Source organism: Wolbachia endosymbiont (group A) of Lasioglossum morio, assembly GCF_947250585.1.
Taxonomy (GTDB): Bacteria; Pseudomonadota; Alphaproteobacteria; order Rickettsiales; family Anaplasmataceae; genus Wolbachia; species Wolbachia pipientis.
This window is the reverse complement of record NZ_OX366327.1, coordinates 220,595-246,559: the sequence shown is the minus strand read 5'-3', so window position 1 is coordinate 246,559 and position 25,965 is coordinate 220,595. Positions and strand designations below refer to the sequence as shown.

The 25,965-nt window shown below is 35.0% G+C and carries 24 protein-coding genes and 1 tRNA gene; 9 read left to right on the top strand and 16 right to left on the bottom strand.

Annotated elements, in window-relative coordinates; all coding sequences use genetic code 11:
* Positions 1-76: 76 nt before the first annotated feature.
* The 3 genes from OOK89_RS01250 to OOK89_RS01240 all read left to right on the top strand — a co-directional run bounded on the left by OOK89_RS01250 (position 77) and on the right by OOK89_RS01240 (position 1,328).
* Positions 77-394: a TrbC/VirB2 family protein gene (locus OOK89_RS01250; RefSeq protein ID WP_264719105.1), complete on the top strand. Its 318-nt coding sequence runs from the start codon at positions 77-79 to the stop codon at positions 392-394.
* A 24-nt stretch (positions 395-418) separates the two neighbouring features.
* Positions 419-772, top strand: a complete 354-nt coding sequence (locus OOK89_RS01245) for a TrbC/VirB2 family protein (RefSeq protein WP_264719104.1) — start codon at positions 419-421, stop codon at positions 770-772.
* Between the two features lie 214 nt (positions 773-986).
* Positions 987-1,328, top strand: coding sequence for a TrbC/VirB2 family protein (locus OOK89_RS01240; protein ID WP_264719103.1), 342 nt, complete (start codon positions 987-989; stop codon positions 1,326-1,328).
* Between the two features lie 696 nt (positions 1,329-2,024).
* Here the strand turns inward: OOK89_RS01240 and recF are convergent.
* The 3 genes from recF to OOK89_RS01225 all read right to left on the bottom strand — a co-directional run bounded on the left by recF (position 2,025) and on the right by OOK89_RS01225 (position 5,214).
* On the bottom strand, positions 2,025-3,122 hold the full coding sequence (gene recF, locus OOK89_RS01235) for a DNA replication/repair protein RecF (RefSeq protein WP_138264925.1): 1,098 nt from the start codon (positions 3,120-3,122) through the stop codon (positions 2,025-2,027).
* A 16-nt stretch (positions 3,123-3,138) separates the two neighbouring features.
* On the bottom strand, positions 3,139-3,606 hold the full coding sequence (gene bcp / locus OOK89_RS01230; protein ID WP_006279715.1) for a thioredoxin-dependent thiol peroxidase: 468 nt from the start codon (positions 3,604-3,606) through the stop codon (positions 3,139-3,141).
* Between the two features lie 189 nt (positions 3,607-3,795).
* Entirely contained in the window at positions 3,796-5,214 is a 1,419-nt protein-coding gene (locus tag OOK89_RS01225; RefSeq protein ID WP_264719102.1) for a sensor histidine kinase, read from the bottom strand.
* 65 nt (positions 5,215-5,279) lie between these two features.
* Here OOK89_RS01225 and OOK89_RS01220 point away from each other — a divergent pair, with 65 nt between their 5' ends.
* From OOK89_RS01220 to OOK89_RS01205, 4 genes are all read left to right on the top strand, one after another.
* The gene (locus OOK89_RS01220; RefSeq protein WP_065094478.1) at positions 5,280-6,455 is read left to right on the top strand and encodes an aspartate aminotransferase family protein; all 1,176 of its coding nucleotides are present in this window, start codon (positions 5,280-5,282) and stop codon (positions 6,453-6,455) included.
* A 14-nt stretch (positions 6,456-6,469) separates the two neighbouring features.
* Positions 6,470-6,976 (top strand): ribosome maturation factor RimM, encoded by a 507-nt coding sequence (gene rimM, locus OOK89_RS01215; RefSeq protein WP_006279718.1) that lies wholly within the window; start codon positions 6,470-6,472, stop codon positions 6,974-6,976.
* A 62-nt stretch (positions 6,977-7,038) separates the two neighbouring features.
* On the top strand, positions 7,039-7,605 hold the full coding sequence (efp, locus tag OOK89_RS01210; protein ID WP_012673415.1) for an elongation factor P: 567 nt from the start codon (positions 7,039-7,041) through the stop codon (positions 7,603-7,605).
* A gap of 8 nt (positions 7,606-7,613) precedes the next feature.
* Positions 7,614-8,309, top strand: coding sequence for an inositol monophosphatase family protein (locus tag OOK89_RS01205; RefSeq protein ID WP_151807552.1), 696 nt, complete (start codon positions 7,614-7,616; stop codon positions 8,307-8,309).
* A gap of 118 nt (positions 8,310-8,427) precedes the next feature.
* On the opposite strand, the gene hemA is transcribed toward OOK89_RS01205, so the two are convergent.
* From hemA to ispH, 5 genes are all read right to left on the bottom strand, one after another.
* Complete coding sequence (gene hemA, locus OOK89_RS01200; protein ID WP_264719100.1) at positions 8,428-9,636, bottom strand: 5-aminolevulinate synthase; 1,209 nt, start codon at positions 9,634-9,636, stop codon at positions 8,428-8,430.
* A 64-nt stretch (positions 9,637-9,700) separates the two neighbouring features.
* Positions 9,701-13,834 carry a host RNA manipulator TomO gene (locus tag OOK89_RS01195; RefSeq protein WP_264719099.1) on the bottom strand — a complete coding sequence of 1,378 codons (4,134 nt, stop codon included), beginning with the start codon at positions 13,832-13,834 and terminating at the stop codon, positions 9,701-9,703.
* 37 nt (positions 13,835-13,871) lie between these two features.
* Positions 13,872-15,767: a molecular chaperone HtpG gene (htpG, locus tag OOK89_RS01190; RefSeq protein WP_095742876.1), complete on the bottom strand. Its 1,896-nt coding sequence runs from the start codon at positions 15,765-15,767 to the stop codon at positions 13,872-13,874.
* A 969-nt stretch (positions 15,768-16,736) separates the two neighbouring features.
* Positions 16,737-16,928, bottom strand: a complete 192-nt coding sequence (locus OOK89_RS01185; RefSeq protein WP_264719098.1) for a hypothetical protein — start codon at positions 16,926-16,928, stop codon at positions 16,737-16,739.
* A 673-nt stretch (positions 16,929-17,601) separates the two neighbouring features.
* The gene (gene ispH, locus OOK89_RS01180) at positions 17,602-18,531 is read right to left on the bottom strand and encodes a 4-hydroxy-3-methylbut-2-enyl diphosphate reductase (protein ID WP_264719297.1); all 930 of its coding nucleotides are present in this window, start codon (positions 18,529-18,531) and stop codon (positions 17,602-17,604) included.
* Positions 18,532-18,551: 20 nt separating this feature from the next.
* On the opposite strand from ispH, the gene OOK89_RS01175 reads away from it, so the two are divergent.
* The gene (locus OOK89_RS01175) at positions 18,552-20,099 is read left to right on the top strand and encodes a peptidoglycan D,D-transpeptidase FtsI family protein (protein WP_264719097.1); all 1,548 of its coding nucleotides are present in this window, start codon (positions 18,552-18,554) and stop codon (positions 20,097-20,099) included.
* Positions 20,100-20,101: 2 nt separating this feature from the next.
* On the opposite strand, the gene OOK89_RS01170 is transcribed toward OOK89_RS01175, so the two are convergent.
* Together OOK89_RS01170 and elbB are read right to left on the bottom strand one after the other, a co-directional pair.
* A complete protein-coding gene (locus OOK89_RS01170) occupies positions 20,102-20,410 on the bottom strand; it encodes a hypothetical protein (RefSeq protein WP_039963709.1) in 309 nt (102 codons plus the stop codon).
* Positions 20,411-20,585: 175 nt separating this feature from the next.
* A complete protein-coding gene (gene elbB / locus OOK89_RS01165; protein WP_022626165.1) occupies positions 20,586-21,293 on the bottom strand; it encodes an isoprenoid biosynthesis glyoxalase ElbB in 708 nt (235 codons plus the stop codon).
* A 136-nt stretch (positions 21,294-21,429) separates the two neighbouring features.
* Here elbB and OOK89_RS01160 point away from each other — a divergent pair, with 136 nt between their 5' ends.
* Entirely contained in the window at positions 21,430-22,467 is a 1,038-nt protein-coding gene (locus OOK89_RS01160) for a hypothetical protein (protein ID WP_264719095.1), read from the top strand.
* Positions 22,468-22,511: 44 nt separating this feature from the next.
* Here OOK89_RS01160 and OOK89_RS01155 read toward each other — a convergent pair whose 3' ends face one another.
* The 6 genes from OOK89_RS01155 to ppa all read right to left on the bottom strand — a co-directional run bounded on the left by OOK89_RS01155 (position 22,512) and on the right by ppa (position 25,955).
* Positions 22,512-23,063 (bottom strand): 5-formyltetrahydrofolate cyclo-ligase, encoded by a 552-nt coding sequence (locus OOK89_RS01155; protein WP_006280381.1) that lies wholly within the window; start codon positions 23,061-23,063, stop codon positions 22,512-22,514.
* On the bottom strand, positions 23,047-23,667 hold the full coding sequence (locus OOK89_RS01150) for a ferredoxin reductase domain-containing protein (RefSeq protein ID WP_155968434.1): 621 nt from the start codon (positions 23,665-23,667) through the stop codon (positions 23,047-23,049). Before OOK89_RS01150 ends, OOK89_RS01155 begins: the two co-directional genes overlap by 17 nt.
* Before the next feature lie 87 nt (positions 23,668-23,754).
* A complete protein-coding gene (locus tag OOK89_RS01145; protein WP_155968436.1) occupies positions 23,755-24,900 on the bottom strand; it encodes a SurA N-terminal domain-containing protein in 1,146 nt (381 codons plus the stop codon).
* Between the two features lie 159 nt (positions 24,901-25,059).
* Positions 25,060-25,150: transfer RNA gene (locus OOK89_RS01140), tRNA-Ser, on the bottom strand.
* A gap of 92 nt (positions 25,151-25,242) precedes the next feature.
* Complete coding sequence (locus OOK89_RS01135) at positions 25,243-25,404, bottom strand: hypothetical protein (protein WP_010963140.1); 162 nt, start codon at positions 25,402-25,404, stop codon at positions 25,243-25,245.
* Positions 25,405-25,448: 44 nt separating this feature from the next.
* The gene (ppa, locus tag OOK89_RS01130; protein WP_182321076.1) at positions 25,449-25,955 is read right to left on the bottom strand and encodes an inorganic diphosphatase; all 507 of its coding nucleotides are present in this window, start codon (positions 25,953-25,955) and stop codon (positions 25,449-25,451) included.
* Positions 25,956-25,965: the final 10 nt, after the last annotated feature.

Sequence of the window (25,965 nt, the reverse complement as noted above, 5' to 3'; positions counted from 1 at the left end):
AAAATCCTCACCATTTACTTAAATTTAATCAAAATGGTAGATAATCCAGCATTAAATAGAAATTATCGGAGGCATAATGAAAAATTTTCTTCTACTTGTGGCATTAATTCTCTCCTTTGCATTTGATGCAAATGCTGCAAATACTTTTGTTGATAAAAATGATACAACATCATCGGTGATATGCAAGATAATAGGCTATACTCACGGCATAGGTGGACCGATGATCACAATAGTGATAATTGGTGCAGCTTTGCTTGCGATATTCGGCAGAATGCCATGGCCGGCACTTTTTGCACTTGGTGCGTTCACTGCTGTGTTTTTTGGTGCTCCTGTAGTCGTTTCAAAAATAACACCAGGAGGTGTGATTTGTAAAGACGGTGTAGTAACCGAATAAGTAATAGAAATTATTGGAGGCATAATGAAAAATCTTCTTCTACTAGTGGCGTTAATTCTCTTCTTTGCATTTGATAATGCTTTTGCTAGCAGTGTTACTGATGACGCAACGTCAAATACAATATGCAAAATAGTAGGCTATACTCACGGCATAGGTGGACCGATGATCACAATAGTAATAATTGGTGCAGCATTGCTTGCAATATTTGGCAGAATGCCGTGGCCAGCGCTTTTTGCACTCGGTGCATTTACTGCTGTGTTTTTTGGTGCACCTGTAGTTGTTTCAAAAATAGTACCAGGCGGTGTGATTTGTAAAAATGGTGCAACTGCTTGCCCTGATGGTAAAGCATGGGATACAACAAATAATGTATGTAAATAGGTACTAAATTTAGAAAAACATTAGCTGAATGGTGCTTCTTAAAGGAGCACCATTATTCCACAATTGTATAAATGTTGTCCAAGTGAATAACACTGAGATCCGGGAATTTTTATAAACTGATAGGATGACAAATTTACTAGAACCCTCACCATTTACTTAAATTTAATCAAAGCGATAGATAATCAAACATGAAACAGAAATTATAGGAGGCGTAATGAAAAATTTTCTTCTACTTGTGGCGTTAATTCTCTCCTTTGCGTTTGATGCAAATGCTAATACTAGTGGTGGCACCACCAACACCGTTTTTGTTGATGAAAATGATACAACATCATCAGTGATATGCAAGATAATAGGCTATACTCACGGCATAGGTGGGCCGATGATCACAATAGTGATAATAGGTGCAGCTTTGCTTGCGATATTTGGCAGAATGCCATGGCCAGCGCTTTTTGCACTCGGTGCATTCACTGCTGTGTTTTTTGGCGCTCCTGTAGTCGTTTCAAAAATAACACCAGGCGGTGTGATTTGTAAAGACGGTGCAGTAGCGGATAAGTAATAGAAATTATTGGAGGCACAAACGTAGTTTTCTTTACTTGAAAGTGGTCAAGCTGACCACTTTCAGTGTCTATGAATACCTAATAAATTCTCTTTCTGTAATCATATCAGTTAAAGTTTAGATTCCAGCGTCACGCGCTGGAATGACAAGGCTTATCGTCATGCCGCCGCATACCGTCATACCGCGATTCATTCGCGGTATCTCATCAGCTAACAAGCAGCGGAATAACGGTTGTCGTTTAGCTATGAATATTAAGAAATTTACCAAATGAAAAAAAAGGCAAAAGAAGCCCCGTGGTTGGCTAATTACTTACATTATACTTTCAAGTATGGCGTTTTTTTATTCTAAACGCTTAATAACCGCGATTCAGCTGCTTTTAAGCCGCAACTAATCTAAATTATAAACATTAAGAAATTTACTGAGCGAAAAAAAAGGCAAAGAAACCCTAGGGTGGCTAGTATTCAAATTCTCCCTTGTCTATTTGACGTCTTTTACTGTCTTAAACGCTTTATAAGCGCGTTTCAGCTTATATAGGTAGAAACCTAGAAGTTTTATAAAGACATGAGGTGCACATAGTGCAAAAATTAAGCATGATTTACGCCAAATACATTAAGTTTTTTGTCATTAATCCACTGCAGAGATTGCGAAGATAAATAAATAGCTTCAGTTTCATGATAAGGGAGCTGGCGAGGTTTGTCAAGGAAGTTTTGCATTTAATTCATTTGATAATTCAAAAAACTTGAAAGAATAAAGATAGCTATTGAAATTATCTTGATTTACATCAGTTATCCAAGTTTGACATTGAATACTTAACACTTCCTCCATTAACGCCTTTCTGTAATGTTTATCCAGATGAGACATTATATCATCAAGTAGAAGAAGTGGTGCCTTATTGTAATGAATACACCTTGCTTTTACACTGGATAAAATAATAGAAAGCAGTAATAACTTTTGTTCTCCAGTGGAGCACAGATTTATTGGTACGTTTCTTTTTTGACAAAAAACCCGAAAATTATCGTTATGCACACCAAAGGTTACTCTACCAGTCAATGAATCTTTTTCTCTGTTTTCCTTTAGACGATTCTGAAAATATTCTGCAGTATCGTCCAAAGTTAGCTGGCTGCTGAATTTCAAACTTGCCTTCGGAAAAAACTCACTGGAATGGTTATCAATTGTGTCTTGTAGTGTCTTTAAAACAGACGATCGCATACGTAAAATACTAACTGCATTAACGGCCATTATGTTTTCAAGACTAGAGAGCCAATTTTCGTCCAAGGTGTTCTCTCTCAACAGTTTACTTCGCTCACGTTTAGCTTTTCTGTGTTTCATGTAGCAGCAAGTGTAATTTTCCTCAAACAGTGAGACTATACGGTCTAAAAATTTTAATCTGTCACTTGGAGAATTGAGAAGAACATAGTCCATTTGTGGAATCAGCCATATTACATTGGATATCTTATACAAAGATGAATAACTCGATTGCGTTTTTCCATCAATTTGTATTAGTTTCTTATCAAAACTCTTTGCGATACCAATTGAATTAAAATCCATTCCATTAAAAAAATCATAGTGCACTACCCAATCTTCATTACTGAATCTATTTTGTATCTCACTGGCTTTTGCTTTTTTCATTCCATTGCTTTTAGCAAGCAACGAGATTGCTTCAAGTATATTAGTTTTACCAATACCGTTTTTGCCAGTTATTACAACTGAGCTATCATCTGAATCCAGTTCAAAGTTTGAGTGGCTACGAAAATTATGTAATTTCAGCTTTTTTATGTAGCAATGGGTAGCCATTAACCTATTCTTTAGTTTATATTCTCTTTACTTCTTCCAGAACCTCATCAACATGTCCACTAACTTTTACATTTTTCCAGATCTTCACTATTTTACCTTTTTTATCTATTAAAAAAGTAGTGCGTTCTATTCCCATATACTTTTTGCCAAACATACTTTTCTCTACCCAAACACCATATTTTCCCAACATTTCAGCATTCTCATCAGAAACTAAAGAAAACGGCAGAGAATATTTTGCTTTGAAGTTAGTGTGACATCTAACACTATCTTTTGATACACCAATTATCACTGTGTCAAGGAAAGAAAAATCATCTATTTTATCTCTAAAGCCTTTTGCCTCCATTGTACAACCCGGAGTATCGTCTTTAGGATAAAAATAAAGAACTACATTTTTTTTATCAAAAAATTCACTCAGTGATAAATTTTCACCAGAATCTGTTGGTAAGCTAAAATCGGGTGCATTATTTCCTACTGCTAATTCCATACCTTGCTCCATTAATAACACTTCTATCTATAGTAGTATATTGTAGTCAGAGTATCAAATTTTATATATAGCTAACAGATAAGATTCTTGACGGGGGCTTATTGATGAATTTCTGCCTACCTTCTCGGCTTGCCGCTTTTGATAAAGTGTGGTTTTCGTCTGATGTAAGGCCATATCAAATAGATCCTATTAAAAATCAATCGAATCTTCACATGTTTGTTCTTCATAAAAGAAGTTCAATGTTATCGTAGTACCAAGTTTTGCTTCACTTTTAATGTCAAAAGTTCCACCCATTAACTCTACTAATTTCTTGCTTAGCGGCAATCCGATGCCCGTACCTTCGTTTCTATACCCCGAATCTGCTTGGCCAAAAACAGACATAACTTTATATATGTCCTGCTGCATTATCCCTATTCCATTGTCATGAAACTCAATAGTTAATAAGTTTTTTTCTATATTTTCTTTTACCACCATTCTTATTAAACCACCCTTTGGGGTAAATTTGATTGAGTTTGATAATAAATTTATTATAACTTGTTTCATTCTCTTAGGATCTGCAATAACTAATAATTGCTTATTAGGTATCTCTTTTTTTAAATTAATCTCAGTTTCTCTTAATTTAGGTAATAGCATATTTATGCATGAATCCATTATTTTGTTCAGGTTAAACTTCACTTTTTCTACTGTTAAACTACTTGATTCAGCTTTAGAAAAATCGAGCACATCGTTAATTAAAGCAAGTAAATGCGTCCCTGCATTATATATATCGTCTGCATACTCCTTGTATTGAGAGTTATCCATTGAACCTAAAGTTTCATTTTTGATCAACTCTGCAAATCCAATAATAGCATTAAGAGGTGTGCGTAACTCATGTGTAACGCTTGCAAAAAACTTTAGCTTGTTTGCATTTTCTTGCTCTAATGCCTCTTTTATCTGCTGTAATTCAATGTTAGTTTTATGTTGCTTGGCCAGCATTTTGGTATTAGAAAAGTGCAAATAGAACATTATTAATATTAAAATTATTAATAATAAGCCTAAAAATAGGCCATATGCTATAACATAAGAATTATTGTAGCTTCGAAGAATCTTCAAAAAAAACGACGGTTTAGCGCTATTTTCATGGAATATAGGGAAAATAGAAGTTAATGTATTTCCTGTAGTATAAAATATTTCTTGGTTACTTAATAGTTTATCAATTGCATCGTTTGTAAGTAACTGTTCATAATCATAATCTTGAGTGTTAAAATTACTGAATATTATTCTGCCGTTTTGATCATACAGTATTAAGCTGAAATCCTTTACTTTGCTCACTGATTGTAATAATTCAGCACTTAGTTTTACTAGTTGGTTTATGTAGTCAAAATTTTTGTATTTAATGTGATGCTTTTCTATTAGTAAATAATGGTATTTTTTTATTATGCCATTTTCCAGTACGCTTTTTAAGTTTACACTTGAATCACGGTAAGAAGAAAGGAAATTACTCCTTAGTAAATGATTACAATATATCACACTGAATAAAATCATAAAGATCGATGAGAGTAATACAATAACTTTTGTGTATTTGTTTTTCTTCAACGCAGAAAACATCAATTTACCTAGCTTATACATATCCTTCTTATTGTGAAACAACGGTTTTTATGTTATTAATAATAAAATTTAGCATATAATATTTTATGACAATTTCTCCTATTTTGCCAGTTTATTCTCCTGTTAATATAAATTTTTCTCATGGCAAAGGTATCTACCTATATGATGTTGATGGTGAGCGCTACGTAGATTTTCACTCCGGAATAGCCGTTAGTAGCTTAGGTCACACTAATTCGCGATTAATTAGTGCTCTTAAATTGCAAGGAGAAAAATTATGGCATATATCAAATACCTATAATATACCTGCTGCCAATAATTTTGCAGAAAAATTAATAAACAACAGTTTCGCTGACACTGTATTTTTCTCAAATTCTGGATCAGAGGCAGTAGAATGTGGGCTTAAGATTGCTAGGATCTATCAAAATGGAAAAGGCAATAAAAATCGTCACAGAATTTTAACATTCCATGGTGCATTTCATGGAAGAACCTTTTTAACTTGTGCTACAAACGATAAACAGAAATTTTCTGAATTACTAAATCCCTACATTGATTGGTGTGATAACATCGAGCCCAATATTGAGAGCGTAAAGAAAGCAATTTCAAGTGGTATAGGCGTTATATTAATAGAACCAATACAAGGGCAAGGTGGTATCAAAGTAATGAATGAAGTCTTTATGAAAGAACTAAGAAGGCTGTGTGATGAAAATGACATATTGTTATTTTTTGATTGCGTACAATGCGGTGCTGGTAGGACAGGAAAATTATTCGCATACGAACATATAGGAGTGGAACCTGATATATGTGCTCTTGCAAAGGGAATAGGCGGGGGGTTTCCGCTGGGGGCTTGTCTTGCAACTGAAAAGGCTGCTAAATATATGGCAGTTGGTATGCACGGTTCCACTTTTGGTGGCAATCCGCTTGCAACCTCAGTAGGTAATGCTGTGCTCGAAGAATTGCTCAGCCCCGGCTTTTTGAAAAATGTTGAAATTAGAGGTAAATACTTAAAAAATAAACTAGAAGACTTAGCAAGTAAATTTCCAATAATAGAGGAAGTAAGAGGGAAAGGGTTAATGCTTGGAATAAAAGTGAAAGCAGACAATCAAAAGTTTGCAGAAGAGTTAAGTCATCGCGGCTTGCTTACTGTTGGGGTAACATCAGATAACGTTGTGAGAATTTTACCTCCACTCATTATCACTGAAAAAGAGATTGATGAAGGCATCGAGATTTTGACTCAATATTTATCTGAGAAATCTTCTGATTAGATACTTGCATTAATATGAACGACAATCTGGTATGCTTAGGAATTATTACCTCTCCTCACGGAATTAAAGGAGCTGTTAAAGTAAAAACCTTTACTGAAAAGCCTGAAAATATCTCCTTATATGGTAAGCTAATAAGTGGTGATGAGAATTATAAAATAGACTCAGTATCCGTCATAGGTGATAATTTAGTAATAGCTACAATAAGCGGAGTAAATTCCCGTAATGAAGCAGAGCTTTTAAGGAATAAGAAGCTATATATAGAAAGAAGCAAGTTACCAGAGCTAAATGATGAGGATGAATTTTACCAAAGTGACCTTGTAGATATGGAAGTAAGGCTGAAAAGTAATGAATTATATGGCTATGTAAAATCTGTGTATAATTTCGGCTCAGGGGATATATTAGAAATTTTAGTTATCAGCACAAAAAAACGTATTATGCTGTCTTTCACTAAAGAGATATTTCCACATATAAATATAAAGGGGAGGTATATAGTATTAAATATACCAGAATTTATTGACTAATAAAGACTTTGATATTTATATAAAGCTATTTATAATTGTAAGATCAAACTGAAAATGTAATTATGGCAGAAAGAGCTAACGATATTAGACCAGGTCAGGTGTTGGAACATAACGGCGGATTATTTTTGGTTGTAGGTATTATGCATACTCAACCTGGTAAAGGTGGTGCATACATACAAGCCGAAATGAAAAACATCAAAACCGGAGCAAAACACTATGAAAGATTTCGTTCTGATGCAACAATCAGAAGGGCAATTTTAGATGAAGAGGAATATGTTTACCTTTTCACTGAAGGAAACATTGTAAATCTTATGCATCCAAGTAATTACGAGCAAATCACTATAAATTTGGACTTATTGGGAGAAAAAAAAATTTATTTACAGGATAACATGAAAATTAAAGTTGTAGCTTATCAAGACAAAATAATTTCTGCGCATGTGCCTGATTATGTTACACTTGCTGTGAAAGAAACAGAGTCTGTTATTAAAGGACAAACTGCTACTGCTTCTTATAAGCCTGCAATTTTGGAAAACGGAATGCGCGTTAACGTGCCTCAGTTTATAAAAGAAGAGGATAAAATTGTAGTATATACTCCAGATGACAGCTATTATGAAAGAGTGAAAGAGTAAAAAGAAGAATGTCCATCTCATCACCACGAATTAATGTGATGCTTGATTCTGTGCGTAATGCTTCCAGGCAGCTTATGCGCGATTTTAATGAATTGCAAATTTCTAATGTTAAATCAGCAGACTTTATTAATAAAACTTATTCAAAATCCAAGCAAACCATATACGATTGCTTGCACGACTACAAACGAGACTATGGGTTTATTTCCGAAGATGATACTGATCAAGAAGTAAAAGATGACACTTATACCTGGTTTATTATGCCTATAGAGGGCAGGGAGAACTTTTCCAGTTGTATGGTTTATTTTGCAGTATCAGTCTGTCTCATTCATAAAAATAAAGTTGTGGCGGCTGTAATTGATGCTCCGGCTCTTAGAGAAACTTTTTGGGCAGAAGAAAAGAAAGGTGCTTTTCTTGAGGATTTTAGATCTCGTCATATAAAAATGCGAGTGAAAAGCCGTGAAGGGGGTCTAATAGATGTAAGTGGTAATTTATTAAATAAATTGCTGCCTGGTAATAGTAATGTACGCTCCATAGGTTCAACAATTTTAGGCTTTGCATACCTTGCAGCAGGAAGGCACAGAGGAACAGTTTACTCTGGAGTTAACAAATATAAAGCCTTGCTCGGTAGACTTTTTCTGCAAGAAAGCGGTGGAAGGCTAACGGAAGACAACGGGCTAATCATTGCTGGAGATATAAAACTATAGCTAAAGTAATTTATGTTTACCTACAATTTGATAAGCGTAAAACTCGTCATTCCGCTACTTGTTAGCGGAATCCATGCTGAGATACCGCGAATAAATCGCGGTATGACGTAGGGCTGTACTAGCTATAGCATAAACAGGCTAAAGGGATAGACAATTTTTCGAAAACTTTTACAAGAGATTCTGTTAAATGCTCTATCATTTCATCTGTATGATAAGGTGTAGGGGTAATACGGAAACGCTCAGTTCCTCTTGGAACTGTCGGGTAATTTATATGTTGAACGTATATTCCATACTCATCAAATAATAATTTTGATGCTTTTTTGGATAACTCTGGGTCGCCAATTATTATTGGAATTATATGAGTTTCTGTTGGAATGAAGTTAATTCCTGCATTTCTCAGCGAGTTTTTTACTTTTTCAACGACTTGCTTTTGCTTTTCCCTTTCAATGTTGCTCGATTTTAGGTGCTCAATGCTTGCCTTTGCTGCCGCTGCTAAAACAGGCGACATAGCAGTGGTAAAAATAAATCCTGGAGCGGAACTTCTTATTACATCTACCAAGCTCTTTGAAGACGCTATATACCCACCCATCACTCCAAAAGCCTTCGATAGTGTACCTTGAATAACGGTTATTCTATCCATCAGACCTTCTCTTTCTGCAATTCCGCCACCATGTGAACCATACATGCCAACTGCGTGCACCTCATCCAAATAGGTAATTGCATTATGTTGATCTGCAAGATCACATATCGCTTCAAGCGGCGCTATATCGCCATCCATTGAATATACGGATTCAAGTGCTATGATTTTTGGTGTTTTTGTGTCTACGGACTTTAACAACTGCTCTAAGTGATCAACATCATTATGTCTAAATATATGTTTTGGCCTTTTTCCTGATTTTATGCCTTCTATCATCGAAGAATGGTTCTTCTCGTCTGAAAAAATTACTACGCCAGGAATAACAGACGATAAAGTGCTAAGTGTTGTCTGGTTAGCGAGGTAGCCACAAGCAAAAGTTAAAGCAGCCTCTTTTTTATGCAAACAAGCTAAGGATTTTTCAAGTTCGACAACCTCTTTTGTTGTACCAGATATATTTCTTGTTCCTCCAGCGCCAACAGATGAATTTTGAATAGCGGCAATAACTTTCTCATTCTGCGACATTCCCAAATAGTTATTACTGCACCAAACAATTACTTCCCTATTTCTTTCGTAGTCCATAATGTGGGGGAGCCTACCTGGCAATGACGCAAAGTGCGTAAATTCACGGTAGCGCCCCTCATCTTTTATATCTTTTATTTTATTCAAGAATATTTCTTCGTAGTTTACCAAGTCCTTATTTACCGATAATTAACATAATTATAATAAATTATTAAATGGTAAACTACTATATTTATTATACATGTACGGCAGTAGGTACTTTCCCCGTGTTGAAAGATTTTTCAACCTCGTTGTTTTCAACTTGGCTTTTAGGTGTACAGCAGTATATAACTGCAGCAGCAACCAGACAACAAGCTCCAACTGCTATCCCCACTGCTAACATTTCTAAGTAAACAGAGATAGCTATCGAAGCTACTGCAGCCACGACTAGTGTTGAAACAACTATAGTAGACAATGTGCTTTTTTTGATATTCTGTGGAGAATCATTATCTTCTTCACTTGGATCATTATCATTTTCTATATCTTTCATGAGAGGCTTGTGATCATCCAGAGTTATAGTGGAAGCACTATTAGATTGACTTATCACCATACCTATAGACTGCACAGATACACTACTATCATCCACCCCTTTGCTATTCTGCTCTAGATTATCGGCAGGTAGTTGATCACTACCATTCTTTGACACTACACCTACACTACTATCACCTGCACTTTGCAAATTAGTATTACCTTTTTCACTTGAATCATAACTCTGTACCATAGGTTGAGCTTCCAGCAAAAGTACACCATTTTGATTACTTGCAACTTCATCAGTATCTTCACTAATAGTTTCAACCAGACAACTCACATCCCCTGAAACCTGCGCATCAACATGAATAACATGCTCTCTATCCACAAAGGATAATACTGTGCTATTGTCCACATAGCCGCTGCTTTGTAAACTCACACCACTTTTTTCCACTTTATTGTTTTCAGTATCACTACTCACAGGAGTTACCTGATCACTTATAGTAGCGCTAACATCTTGTATATCTTTATTGTTTTGATTATCAGACTGTCTACCATTACTTTGAACATTATTCACCTGCTCAGATTTGTTGTTAGCTACTGAAGGTATTAGTGTTGGCTTCAGTGCCGGTGTTGGTTGTGGTGTTGGCGCCGGCGTAGGTATTGGAATTGGATTCGGTGTTGGTGTTAGGTTCGGCGTTGGCACTGGCGTAGGTGTTAGAGTTGGATCTTTCTCTGAAAATAGCCTATAATCGTCAATATCATCATGTGTCTCAATAGCATTGCGAGTTCTATCATTAAGTGCACCATTCTCATACGAATCTGTAAGTACTTTTACTATATTTTGCAATCCTTCTGAACCTGCTTTGTTGATCGTATTCAAATTAAGGGTAATGTAACCATTAGAGGTAGGAAGTTGGATTTTTGATATTCCATTGCGAAGAAACTCCTGTACCACAAGCTTAAGCGAAGTAAAACCCTCTCTACCATGCTTGTTGAAAATTTCAATGACATTGCGGAAAGCAAGCTGTTGACTACTTAAAACTGCAGATTGCAAATTCTGTGTATTTCCCATTTCGGTAATAGGGTTAAGACTTCCACTTGGAAGCACATGACCGTTCTGCATATAAGGATAAAAAGGAAACACTTCTTGCTGCCTGGTGCTAGTTTGAGTACCATCTTTTTGTTCAGAGATTTTATTCTCACTTGAAGAAGCATTAGGTGTTTCAGGTGTAGTTGGTTGAACAGGTGGTACAGTATTGCTTGGATTAGTAGACTGCTTGCCATTGATTTGAACATTATCCGCTTGTCCAGAGCTTTTATTAGTTACTGGAGGCACTGATGTTGGCACTTGGTCTGGTATTGATGTTAATATCGGATTCGGCGTTGGCACTGGCGCTGCATTAGCAGAGGCTTTTGTACCTTCAACATTACCACTCGCAGAACTCTGTGGTGAAAGTGGTGGTGAATCTTGTTGATCACCTTGTTGCTCTTGAGTATTAGAAGGCTGTGCCTTAAGTTTTGCACTTTCTTCTGGTACATGTTCAGCAGGTTGGACAGGAGCTTGTTTCCTCTTACTACTATCAACTTCAGTGATTACCTTCGAGCCATCATTTTTACCAACATATAGTTCTCTAAATTGCACTTCTTTTTCTTGTTCATTTTTCTTTTTTTCTTCTTTAGATCGTTTTATGCTCTCTTTACGTTTTTTAGCACTATTTTTACCCATTTCACCCTCCTCATAATTATTACCTATAGCTTCCTCTATTGAAGCCTCTTCATTGTTCATAATATTTTTTCCTCTGTCCACAATATTTTTTTCTGTCTGCTTACTGCCAGCACTTTCAAGTCCTGGATTTTCTGATAGAATGTCACTTGTTATAACTGGAATTTCTAATTCATCTGCAACGTTATTACTTCTTTTTCGTATTATAAAAGTTCCAGGAGTTTGGCACATTTCATCCCACAAATCTTGACGTTCATGACAGGAATATTTTTGCACATCAATAGAAAATTGCAGAATATTTCTAATTTGCATTAAACTGAATATTAGATCAATATTCTTTTGACGTTTATTGTCTTTTGGATCTTTAGTGTATTCATCATACACTATGCAAGCAGTCTGAACTAATCCATTTACAATACCTGGAAGACAGCTGTTATATTCACGTAAAGCTTCAGATTGCAATAATTTGTTTTCCTTTTCCAGATCTTCTATGCGCTTTTCTATGCTAGATTTAAAAATCTTACACTCCTCTTGAAAAATTACGTTAATTGCACCCTCTTCTGTGTATAAGTAACATACTTCCTTGACTAAGGAGTAATCTTCTTGGCCTATTGAGTAGTGTGTTGCATTTTTCAGTATATTCTGTATGACCGGCCTAATCACTTGCTCATTATGTGATACGTTTTGATGGATTTCTTTAGTGTAAAAAAGCACCTCGACTATAACGTCTGTGTTTGTGTATTCAACATTAGACAATGCAATGAGGATTGATTCGTGTATGTTATCAAATTCGTTATTTTTAAATTTTTGATTGAGATAGCCGATAACATCATTGCTGCATTTAGCACATTTTTCACACAAGTGCTCGATAAATGCAATATTACCAGCATCCAATGCAGTTTTCAGAATTAAATCATAAATTTCTTTTCTGCCACGAGCTCCTATGTTTTTCAGGATTTGTTGCCCTAGTATTGTAATAACTTTATCATCCGCAAATGCTTGTTCATATACATCGTAAATGGCATAATCTGCACTATTAGTGTATCGTTTGCACAGGTATTCAATGACAGATGTGTGTTCCTGGCTTATCGCAGTTTCTAATAAAGTAACAAAACTCTTTTTTAATAACTCTTCTGTTGAGGCTTTTTCAGTTAGCTCATTAATATATTTTTCAAATGCATCTAGCACTATCGTGATGAACTCTTCATTTTTGATCAGAGACGCTGTTTCAAGCACACCATACAAAGGATCAGGTTTACTTGTTTTTAACACCTGTCCAAAATCTCTTAAAACGTATTTGACAAAAACTGCATTTAATAATTCTTGCTCTTTTCTTAGTGCTATAACTGAGAAAAAGTCAATCTTATTAGGTTCAACAAGTTGTATAGTTTGATCTTTTAATCTTCCATAAATCCCATCAGTATCATGGAATCTTCCTATAAAAGCTTTAACGTATTCTTGACCACCAACAAGTATAGGTAAAAGACTTAAATTTCCTTCAGCAAAAAGAAAATCCTGATATTGCTCTACTAGCTTGTCATTAGCTGCAATTGCCAATAGTACCAATTCTTTTACTGAATAATCATACTTGAAACCCTCTTGATCAAATTTATATTGTGATAGTACATTTGAATATATATGTTGATGGTTGCTTCCGTTTTGTAACTCCAAATTAAGTTGATTTGAACAGAAATCTTTGAGATTTTCATTATCCAGCGTAATAGACCTGCCTTCATAATCTTCAATATTTTGTACAACCTTGTCTAATTCTTCACAATTATCTTCTTGTATAGCTTGATTTAAGATATTTATAATCTCAGCAAAAGTTAAGTTTTTAGGAATGATACCATATGAATCTTCATCTTTTAACTCTACAGTAAACGACCTATCACAACCATCAGGAAAGTTTGCAAGTATTGCATTCTCTAAACTTAGATCTTCAGGAAATGTACTGCATGGAGTAGCTGGTATCTCTTGACTTTCGCTATCTAAAACTTCAAACTCTTCTTCAATACCTGAATCTTCAGAATCTGGTTTTTCAAAACCATGCCAACTTTTGATTAATCTTTCAGGATTTGATTGGCCATGTGAAGTTGTATCCTGTGATACAAAGTCTCTAAAACCTGGACCAAACATGTTTTACCCCTAATTAATAACTAAACTAAGTATAGCATTAAACAGAAATCTTGCCAAGCAAATTATTCAATCTCTTAGCAAACAGACTTACATCATCCATCTCTTCACCTTCCACGATGCAAGCTTGGTAAAATAATAAATGAATCATGTCTTCCAATGTTGGGTTTTCACCACTTTCAGCATAAGATTTCATTATACTCTTTATTACAGGATGCTTAGTATTAATTTCAAGCACCTTTGGCGTGCGGTAATTTAGCTGCTTTTGTTCACGCAAAAAACGCTCCATGCGAAGATCCATAGCACCTTCATCAACCGCTAGGCATACGGGACTATCAGTCAATTTTTTGGAAATTTTTACGCTTTTTACTGAATCTCCAAGCACTGTGGTAAAATATTGCAGTATAGTTTCCTCAGTTTTTTCTTCATTCGATTTATTTTCTTCATCTGTCTTATCTTCTTCTGAAGAGAATTTTTCCAAATCAACATCTGCACGGGTTACAGACTTGATTTTCTGATCTTTGTATTCATGAATTACACTAGTCCAAAAGTCATCAACTGGATCAACAAATAGGAGCACTTCTAGTCCTTTACTGACGAATCCCTCAAGTTGCGGACTGTTTTTCACTGAATCCAAGCTATTTCCAGTGAGATAATAGATATGCTCCTGCTCAGGCTTCATTCTGCTTATATAGTCATCAATGCTGACTAATTTCTCATCACCAGTGCTATGAAATCTGCAAATCGAGAGCAGCGCTTCTCTCTCATCAGTTGGCATAGCTTCACAAAGACCCTCTTTTAATACTGCACCAAAATTGGTCCAGAATTTTGTGTACTCCTCTAAATTCTCTTTTGCCTTTTTACCGAGCTCTGATATCGCGCGTTTAGTGAGGGATTTCCTGATTTGCTCAACAACACGATTATTCTGCAACGTTTCTCTGCTGATATTAAGAGGTAAGTCCGGTGAATCAACAATACCTTTCAAGAAACGTAAATACTGCGGTATGATCTGTACATTATCTTCAGTGATAAATACTTTATTTACATATAACTTAACAGAGCAACGTCTATCTGGATGGAATAAATCAAAAGGTTTTATAGAAGGAACATAAAGCAAATTTGTATATTCTATTGCACCTTCATTTTTATTATGCAATATCATCCAGGGCTCCCCGCCAACGTGGGCAACACTGCGGAAAAAATCGTTGTGCTCCTCTTGAGTAACGTCATTTTTTGGCTTAGTCCAAATTGCAGCCTTACTGTTTAACTTTTCACTTTTTCCTTCTTCGTCTATAAATTCAACAGGAAAATTTATGTGATCAGAGTAAGTAGTGACAATATTTTCAACACGAAATTTATCTAAAAACTCGTTTTCTTCAGGATGCATAATGAGCGTAATTTTGGTTCCGCGAGGGACTTGATTATCTGACTTGCTGATTGAATATTCCCCATCTCCTTTGGATTGCCAGATCCAAGACTCCTCTTCTCCAGCTTTTCTCGATTCTACTATTACTTCTGATGCAACCATAAAGCTTGAGTAAAAACCAACACCAAACTTCCCAATCAGCTCCACAGTTTGGCTTGAATCCTTGCTATTCTTAATCGCATCCAAGAACTTTTGCGTACCAGAGCTTGCAATTGTACCAAGATTGTCTATTAAATCCTGTCTATTCATTCCAATGCCATTATCAGTGATATATAGCTCGTTCTTATCTTTATTGGAGCTGATAGTGATTTTTAATTCGTCACTCAAATCTAGCAAATTAGGGTTTAGTTGAGATTCATAGCGCAACTTATCACATGCATCTGATGCATTTGATATTAATTCACGCAGAAAAATGTCTTTATTGGTGTAAAGTGAATGAATCACTATATTCAGTACTTTCCCTACCTCAGCGTCAAATTTTAAATTTTCAGTTTCTTGTACATTATGCATTTTGAGCTCCATTATTTGCCTACTACCCTAATAATTTAAGTATTGAATCACGATCTTTCAAGGTCACGTACACCAAAATTAATGTGGGTGTAGTTATTATGACACCCAATTTATGGGATCTCTTGCATAACAAACTTTTGGCAGCGCATTGGATGAAACGAAAAACTTCCTTGACACCCTTCGCCAGCCCCCTTATCATGAAACTGAAGCTATTTATTTATCTTCGCAATCTCTGCAGTGGATTAATGACAAAAAAACTTAATGTATTTGGCGTAAATCATGCTTAATTTTTTGCACTATGTGCACCTCATGTCTTTATCAAATTTCTAGCTACACAAGCTGAAATACGCTATTTAAAACATCAAAAAACGCCAACTTAAAAAATGGATAGTGAATAATTAGCTACCCTAGGGTTTCTTTGCCTTTTTTTCTGTTTAGTAAATTTCTTAACGTTTATAATTTAGATTAGTTGCGGCTTAAAAGCGGCTGAGTCACGGTTATTAAGCGTTTAGAATAAAAAAACGCCATACTTGAAAGTATAATGTAAGTAACTAGCCAACCATCGGGCTTTTTTTGCCTTTTTTTTCGCTTGGTAAATTTTTTAATACTTAGATTAGTTGCAATTTAAGAGACCAGAAATGGTCAGTGCTTGGCACTGGGATGGCTTTGTTGCATCGCTACTTATGAAAGGCTAACTATAATTAGGATTATAAGCAACTTATTGAAAATCTTGTTTTTTTGCAATCAATCTGATCAAATTTAAGAATAGTAATTTGTTATTTATATTAATAAATTTAATTCTATTGAAAATAGCTAAAGCATTGAAATTCTTGAATTTTAGCCAGATTAGTGAGTGGTAGTGAAATTTCTTTTACTCAAATTTAGGTATTCACTGACCGTTCTTGTTATAAATACCAGAATAATAAGCTACTGATATTCTCCACCTTTTTTATCTTTAATCCATCATAGCTAGCGATGCAACAAAGCCCACTGGGATCCAGGAAACTTAATTGCAAGTAATGCATTGGATTTGGTGAGTATGGGTTTTATGTTATAGAATGAAACACTTTTGGTGAATTTGTAAAGAAAACTGGATCCCAGTGTTTGGGCACTGGGATGACAAGGTATAAACCTTATCGTCATGCCGCCGCGAACCGTCATACCGCGATTCATTCGCGGTATCTCAGCCGCTAACAAGAGATCCCGCTAACAAGTAGCGGGATGACGGTTGTCGTTCAGCCACAAACATTAAGAAATTTACCAAACGAAAAAAAAGGCAAAAGAAGCCCTGGGGTTATTATCCGCTTTAAAATATTGGCGTTTTTTATGTTTTAAACGCTTGACAAGCGAGATTCAGCCGCTTTTAATTGCAACTAACTTACGCTGCAAATGTTTAAGAAATTTACTAAGCAGAAAAAAAGACAAAGAATCCCCGAGTTAGCTAGTCTTTTACTATCTCTGTCGAGTATTGGCATTTTTTGATGTCTTGTAACGCTTTATAAGCGCGTTCAGCTTATTTAGATAAAAATCTAGATGTAGATGAAGTTTTGTAAAGACATACAGTATCTATATACTGCAAAAAATTGAACATAAGACGCCGATACATTAAGTAATCCTTACCTTTTAATCTGCAGATTGGCGAAAGCAAATACAATAGCTTCAGTTTCATGATAAGAGGGCTGGCGGAGTTTGTCAAGCAAGTTTTTTCGTTTCTATTCCCAATAAAAGTTTGTTATATGGTTATGCAAGAAGTCTAATGAATCGCGGTATGACGTCTTAGCTATAGATGCTGGTTTGTGTGATTTCAAAAGAAGTTTAGTAGATAAGTTGTGTTTTAAACCAGATTCGGTATTTTAAACTGAACATTTTCAGTAATACCACCTGGCATAACTGAAATTTTTACACTCAGGTTTACTTTTAGGTAGTCCATTAATTCATCAACCAATATGTCAGGAGCGGAAGCACCTGCGGTGATTCCTATCTTTTCTACGCCCTGAAACCAGCTTTTATTCACACAGCTGTAATTATCAATCAAGTAGGCTCTTTTTCCTCTAGCAGTGCACAGATCTAATAAGCGGTTTGAATTTGAGCTATTTTTACTTCCTACAACTAACACCATGTCTACAATTTCAGCTAGCTTTTTAACAGCATTTTGTCTATTTTGCGTTGCATAGCATATGTCCTTTAAATCTGGACCTGTTATGCCTGGAAACCTTAATTTCAAGGCAGCAATAATGTCACGGGTATCGTCGATGCTTAACGTAGTTTGTGTAACATAAGACAAATTATCTGGATCTTTAACCTTTAAATCATATACATCCTGCAAAGTTTGCACTAAAGTGATAGGATTGTTTACTCTTCCCCTAATTCCCTTAACTTCTGGATGGTTTTCATGCCCAATGAGAATTAATTCTTTACCACTGTTTTCATACCTTTTTGCTTCTTTATGCACTTTGCTAACTAAAGGACATGTTGCATCAATCACTTGAATACCCTTTCTTTTTGCCTCATCTTCTATATTTTTTGATACTCCGTGCGCGCTGAAGATCAGTATTCCTTCATTATCTTCAATTTCCTCGATACTGCTTACAAAAACCACTCCTTGTTTCTTAAAGTCCTCTACTATATATTTATTGTGAACAATTTCGTGTAGCACATAAACTTGGCACTCGTTTTTGTATTTTTCTAAAGTAATAGCTAATATGTCCACAGCTCTTTTTACCCCGGCACAAAAACCTCGTGGTTCAGCTAAGATGATTTCCATTTTTGTCAAATCAAGTAAATATGCAAGCATTACTTAAAAATAAGCTCCGCTCACTGTGTTTTATAGTACCATTATTTATATTTTATATAATAATTATTTTTCGCATATTCTCTTTAACATTTGATCAACCTACTACTTCAGAAAATTTTAGAAAAGATAATATAGTACATAAACAACCTGATATTTTAGATAGAAATGGAGTGGTAATAGCAACAAATGTGCCCACAACATCACTATATATAGATGCAACCAAAGTAAAGAATCCGGAAAGTATAGCAGCACAACTGTGTTCTACTTTGCATGACCTCGAATACAAGAACTTATATAGAGTACTTACTTCAGAAAAGAAATTTGCTTGGATAAAGCGGCACTTGACTCCAAAAGAATTACTAGCGATCAAAAACGCTGGTGTACCAGGAGTAAATTTTTATGACGACATAAAGCGTATATATCCTCACAGTAATTTATTTTCACACGTGCTTGGTTACACTGACATAGATGGCAATGGTATTGCAGGAGTTGAGGCGTATATAAGTAAAAACAATGAGCAAGAAAAGCCCATAATACTATCCTTAGATACACGAGTGCAAAGCATAGTGCATGAAGAGCTAACTAAAGCTGTAAGCAGATATCAGGCACTTGGCGGAGTAGGAATTGTTTTAAATGTGAGAAATAGTGAAGTCATCTCGATGGTCAGCCTACCTGATTTTAATCCCAACTTACAGAATAAGGCAGAAGACGTACAAAAGTTTAATCGCGCCAGTCTTGGGGTATATGAGATGGGGTCGGTATTAAAATACTTTACAATAGCCGCAGCGCTTGATGCGAACGCTACAAAAACTAGCGATTTATATGACGTATCAACACCAATCACCATTGGAAAGTATAAAATTCAGGATTTTCACAAATCTAAAATTCCAAAAATTACTGTGCAAGATATATTCGTAAAATCATCCAACATTGGTGCAGCAAAAATTGCAGTCAAATTAGGTATTGAAAAACAGGTAGAATACTTTAAAGCTATGAAGCTATTTTCTCCTTTGAAAATAGAAATACCAGAAAAATCCACACCGATAATCCCGGATAAATGGAGTGAAAACACTTTAATAACAGCATCTTATGGTTATGGCATAGCTGTAACTCCTATACATCTTGCACAAACTGCAGCAGCATTAATCAACAATGGGATATTTCATAACGCAACCTTGATGTTGAATAAAAGAAGTATAGGAGAGCAAATTATCTCAAGAAGAACTTCCAGGGAAATGAGAAAATTATTACGTGCAGCAGTAACAGATGGCACTGGCAGAAAAGCAAAAATAAAGGCATATTCAATAGGAGGAAAAACTGGATCGGCGGAAAAAGTTGTAGATGGTAAATATAGCAAAGATGCAAACATAGCATCATTTATAGGAGTGCTAACTATGCTTGACCCAAGGTACATAGTGCTAATTGCTATTGATGAGCCTCAAGGGATGCACCATACCGGGGGAGTAATTGCTGCGCCTATAGTAAGAAACATTATAAATAGAGTAGCACCTATACTAAATGTTACACCTGAGATGTAAAATTATGATTGCTTTACTATAATTTCAAATTTATCATTACCAAAATCCTTATTAATATACCAAGAACCATCATCTTTAGTTACAAATTCAAGACCTTTAAGGTCTTTTTTTATTGTCTTTCCATTTTGACCATCAATAGCGATATTAATATCGAATGTAATAATGTCTAGATTTATCATAGCTTCTTTCCCGCTGCACGAATTTAGACTGAACTTGCCTAACATGACATCATTAAAACTCACTTCCCCTGTATAGACATCACACTGACCGTCCACACAACACGTAGTTTCAATATAGAAAAGATCTGACATACAAAATACCTTAAAAAAAAGAACTAAACATATATGGCCACTACACCACACCGCTAACAAGTAGTAAAGCGTCGATAAACCTAAGTTACTTTAGCTACGTAGCCATAATACAGCTAGAAATGTAAAATTCAACAGTTAATTGTGTGATTAATAGAGAAGTCTTATTTAGTACACCTTATAGGAATGGCTGTTTAGTTTTTTTGTTAATCTTTTTTACCATGCTGTCAATCATATGCTTTATCCCTTGATATACAGAGTATGTACTTTCGTCGCTACGCATATAAGCAGAACAGGAAAATACATTATGTTCTTCGTCTTCTATTGATAACTCTGTATCGCATTTTATGTGCTCGCCGCCAAGCCTTTCTATCAACTGTTCTCTGTCATCTCCTATAGTTACCTTAACCTTACTTTCTTCTTTACCTATCTTGCTACTTAAAATTGAAACAATGATGGCTGGAGATATGCATATCGCTCCTATTGGCTTTTTTGTAACAAAAAATTCTGAAACTAATCTTTCAAATTCAGGCATTACTGTCACCATGTCTTTACTTTCAGCTAAGTCAGATAAATTTTTCGCAACCCCGTATCCACCAGGTACAACTAGCATGTCAAAATTTTCAGCTTTGGCTTCTTTTAAGTCATATATTTCGCCTCTTGCGATTCTTGCTGCTTCCACAAGTACATTCCTTTTTTCTTTTGTTGCCTCTTTTGTTCTATGATTCATAACTTGTGTGATATTGATATCAGGTGCAAAGCATTTAACATCCACTTCCTGCTGATCAAGCACAAGCAAACTTAAAACCGCTTCTCTTACCTCTGCACCGTCAAGGTGACCACACCCTGATAAGACCACAGCAGCTTTTAATTTTTTTTCACCCATAAAGTACCTTGATTTCATATAATCTAGATATTTTAATACAAATTCTATATTTGGAAAGGGGTATGTTATATCAATTATAATATAATTAATGATTAGTATGTATAATTAGGCATATTTATAATCAACGAAGCTGAATATGGAATCTAGCAATAGTATGTTTTTTGACACTGACTATCCAGAACTAAGAAAAGCTATTTCAGATATAATAGAAAGTATTGCACAATCCTCACAAGAGGGGAAAAAAGAGTTATTTACAACCCTATCAGAACAAGTTAAAGGGATGAACCTCAAAGATTTAGGTTTAGCGATTAATGACCAAGGCTTGCAAAAGGAGGTCAACAAAGAATTATTTATAAAATTCATTGAAGAAGCGCTTGAAGGTTTAACTTCTGAAAATGTTAACTCAAAAATAATAGAAGAGGCGTTAGAATCTGTTAACCAACAAGCAATAAGTAATGTTATAAATAATAATAAAGGTCCACTGGATAATCTAGTCAATTATTTTAAATCAGCATCTGCAAATAAAAAAATTGGAATAGCTTCTGCCGTAATGGTATTAGGAGCAGCATTTTCTCCGCTTATTGTGCTTGCTACATTAGTAGCGCTTGTAGCTATTGGAGCACGTTATGTAGGAATAGGTATAGGAAAGGCAGGGGAAAAAATAAAAGAAGGTGCGATTGAAACAGGAAAAGCAGTGAAAAGTTCATATAAGGATTTAATAGATAAATTACCTACAGTTCAAGCAAGAGAGAATAACTTTAGCAGATTAAGAACAAACGTGCTTGAAACTATTGCAAACATTAGTCTTAAAGATAACAAAAACGTTGACACTAAAAAAGGTTTTGATGATGGGAAAAAAATATTAGAAATGCTTCAAAATGAAGGGCAGCGATCTGCTATACAAGAGTTAGTAAAGAATGGAACCATTCAAAATTTTTCAAAAGATGATATGAGCAGACTTCTGGAAAAGGGCCTCAGTACTCATGTAGCAGATATGAAAGCACTTAATGACCTTATAAATAAATTTCAACCTGTAATTATGGCAATTGGTAGTGACATAAAAGAGGTAGAACAAAAAGTTAATGAGAAAGCTCAGGAAATGAAGCCAAATTCTCACTTAGGTATTTCAAGTGCTGCACGAGTTAGTGAAGGAGGAATCACAGGACCGAGTTGATGCATTTTTTGACGCAAAAATTACTATCAGAAAGAGGGATTGCGCTACTCCTTTTTATCCACTTTTTTGAGCAATCCACTTTCAAATCTAACACACATTTCAGTGATTATAATATCCAATTTTTGATCATGTTGTTCTACAGGTAGATTTTTACAATATTGTTTCTCATAGGCTACACCTATAAATATTTTTCCAAGCGGCCGTAATTTTTTTATCATTGTATCATACCAACCACCGCCAAAACCTAATCTATTAAAATGATCATCAAAAGCAATAACAGGAGTAATGATTGTGTCAGGAATTACGTCTTCATTTGTTTTGTTCCATTCCTCAAATTTTAGTAACTTATTTTTATTAGGAATTGCTACTTTATAATCTAAATCGAGTAAACTATGCATCAAAGGCACAACATCTATTTCCCCATCCATTGGAATGTAAGCCGCAATTGTTTTGCCTTTAACGTAGCTTAAGTTCTGATTAAAGAGATTAATAAGGGAATTTGCTGCATAACTGGAATAACTTTCATCAATATCTTTTCTTATAGCTCTATATTGCTCTCTTATTTCCTTTTTGTGCTGTTTAATATCTTTGAACATGATCTATCCATTTCGCAGTGAGTTTTTCTTGTAAACTATTTTGCTTCAAGCGCTCACTTAAAAAATCAAAGTCAATAAATTCCATATCCTGGTCTTGATTACTGCAGCTATAAACAAAACTCCTTTCTCCTGTTTTCGCATTTATATGTTGCTGCACACACTGAGCACAGATTTCTTTCATCATACACTGCATAGGAGAATTAACTGATGATATTGCTATATGACTTGACTTCAGATATGGCTTTAAAATTGTTTTTCTAGCTTCATTCACAGCTTTCATCATTTTATCAGAACCAATAGTGATAATTTTATCTATAACGTTCAAATTAATACCTAATCTTCCTTGTTGATAAGAGACTATTGCATCAACTATATTACCATGAAAGGATTTATCTTGATCTCTGCTTGTTTCTATCAATCCTTCTTCACATGCCCAAACTACTGCATTTGATGCACGCTCTATCAGTGCTCGTTTAAATACATCACTTAACTTCTTATAGCCAGCGAAGTACAAAACCTTGTTATTATTTTCAAGACATGCCTTCCCTATCGAAAATAACACTGCATTTCCAACTCCACCACCAATTAGCATTATATTCTTCATGTGCTACTTTAACTACATTTGTTCAAATTTTTCGAAATTTTGTAGAACAAAGGCACACAAAGACAGAGACAAGGACACTCTCTGACTTCAACTATACCGATAACTGATAGCTGCATTTTTACGCATATCATCTAATAACAAGTTGCTTTGTATCATAATCTTTTGTTGGTACATTTTCTGTTTGATTGCTTCTATACCCGCTACATTACTCTTGATATCACACAACATCATCAACTTTGCAGTGCCATTTTCTCTCAATTCTACTATTTCATTCACACTTGTTTTACTAAATAAAATCTGTAAATCAGGATTTAAATCTCGCATTTTTATTTCAAATTCTTTTGCGTTTGGCAGCTTAAAATTATCTGCTAATTTATCAAAATTTAAACAATTAACTTTTTGCTCCTTGAGATTATCTAATAAACTTTCTGAACCTTCAACCACAATCTGTTTTAATTTTAAAGTGCTTTCCAGCAGTGCATGATTAAGTTGTACTTTATCTATTACTTTTATAACGGAGTAACCTTCACTGAAACTGAATGGACCTGCTATGTCGCTGGTTTCTAATCCTTCTAAAACGCTCTTGAGTTTTCCTTTTAGCTGACTTAAATTAACTGTTGCTTTACGCATCTTTATTGGAGATTCTGGGTTATTACTGTTGCGTAATTTTTTTACTAAATCTTCAGCTATACCATAAACGTCCTTGTCTTTTTGATCAGGAATTATAAACTCTTGGAACGTGATAAGATAATCCGGCTTTTCTGTTTGCCTTTTTACATCATCTACTTCTTTATCGCTTATATTAATAAATGGCACAATTCTTACTTCAATAATTTTGCTCCACAGTAACTGACATTTTATTTGTTTTCTTAAAATACCAAGATCTATATTATGCTTCTCTATGTATTGATCAACTTCATTAGCCTTAAGTTTAAAACTTTGGGTTAAAAATAACATGATAGCATTATCTAACTCCTCGTTGCTCAATTTTATATTCAGCCTCTGCGCTTCATTGATAATGATAATTTCGTCTATTAGCTCCCTAAGAATTTGAGGCTTTGCTTCTTTTTGATTAACGCTTTGAGTGCCAAACAATGAATTTATAAAGTTGATGCGCTTTTCGATATCTAAATTTGAAATTGGTTCACCATTTACATCTGCAACAATTTCAATCTCGGTTGCAAGCAACCTAAGTGGCAACACTATTAACAGTAAAATTAGTATTCTATACATACAAGCAAAGTTGTTTAGTTAATGACCAATTCTATAATAAATACTGAGTCAATGCTAGCCAACTTTTTAATAGTTAAAGATGGAAATAAAAAAAACATTACAATAAGATCAGGTAAACATGCTAATATAGCGAATTTAAACCGTGCTAAAAACAGTATACGGAAGGAGAGGGATTCGAACCCTCGATACGACTTTTGGGTCGTATAACGGTTTAGCAAACCGCCGCCTTCAGCCGCTCGGCCACCCTTCCAAATTTAGAACCTAAAGATTATATAATACCAAGACCTCTACCACCTGTCTAATGCTTTTAATTGCAATATTTGTATCTGTTCAGATGCATGGCTAATGCTGAAACAAAAATTCCAGTGCTCCCTTTCTTGTCATCCCAGTGTCACGCACTGGAATGACATCGTTTACTATGTGCCATATTGCAATGTTCGTACAGTTGTGCGCGGTATAGATTCCGCTAACAAGTAGCGGAATGACGAATTTGTTGTTTTTCAAATTGTGGGCAAACCTAAGCCACTTTAGCTATAAATCAATAAAAACTAATTTCTGCTTTTTTCAATGATTTTCTTTGCTTCTTCCACACCAACCCATTCTCCAACTGCTACCGTTTTTCCCTTTTCTAGATCTTTATAATGAGAAAAGAAATGAGTAATTTTATCTAGTAGGCTTTTAGATAAGTCAGAATAGTCCTTTATATTGTCATAATAGCTATCAACACTGGAAACAGGCACAGCTAATATTTTCTCATCTTCTCCTTTTTCATCTTTAGTGAGTAATGCGCCTATCGGACGCACCGATATTAAAACACTAGATGCTAAGGGAAACTGAGTTAGCACCAAAACATCCACAGGATCACCATCACCTGCGCAGGTATTTGGTACAAACCCATAATTGCAAGGATAAGTCATTGAGGTAGATAAAAATCTGTCAACTTGTAACAACCCAAGCTCTTTATTAAATTCATACTTTACAGGCTCAGCATTTGCACTTATTTCAATTACCACATTCACCGCATTTGGTCCTGCTGTTATTTTACTTAAATCCATAAATTACCTC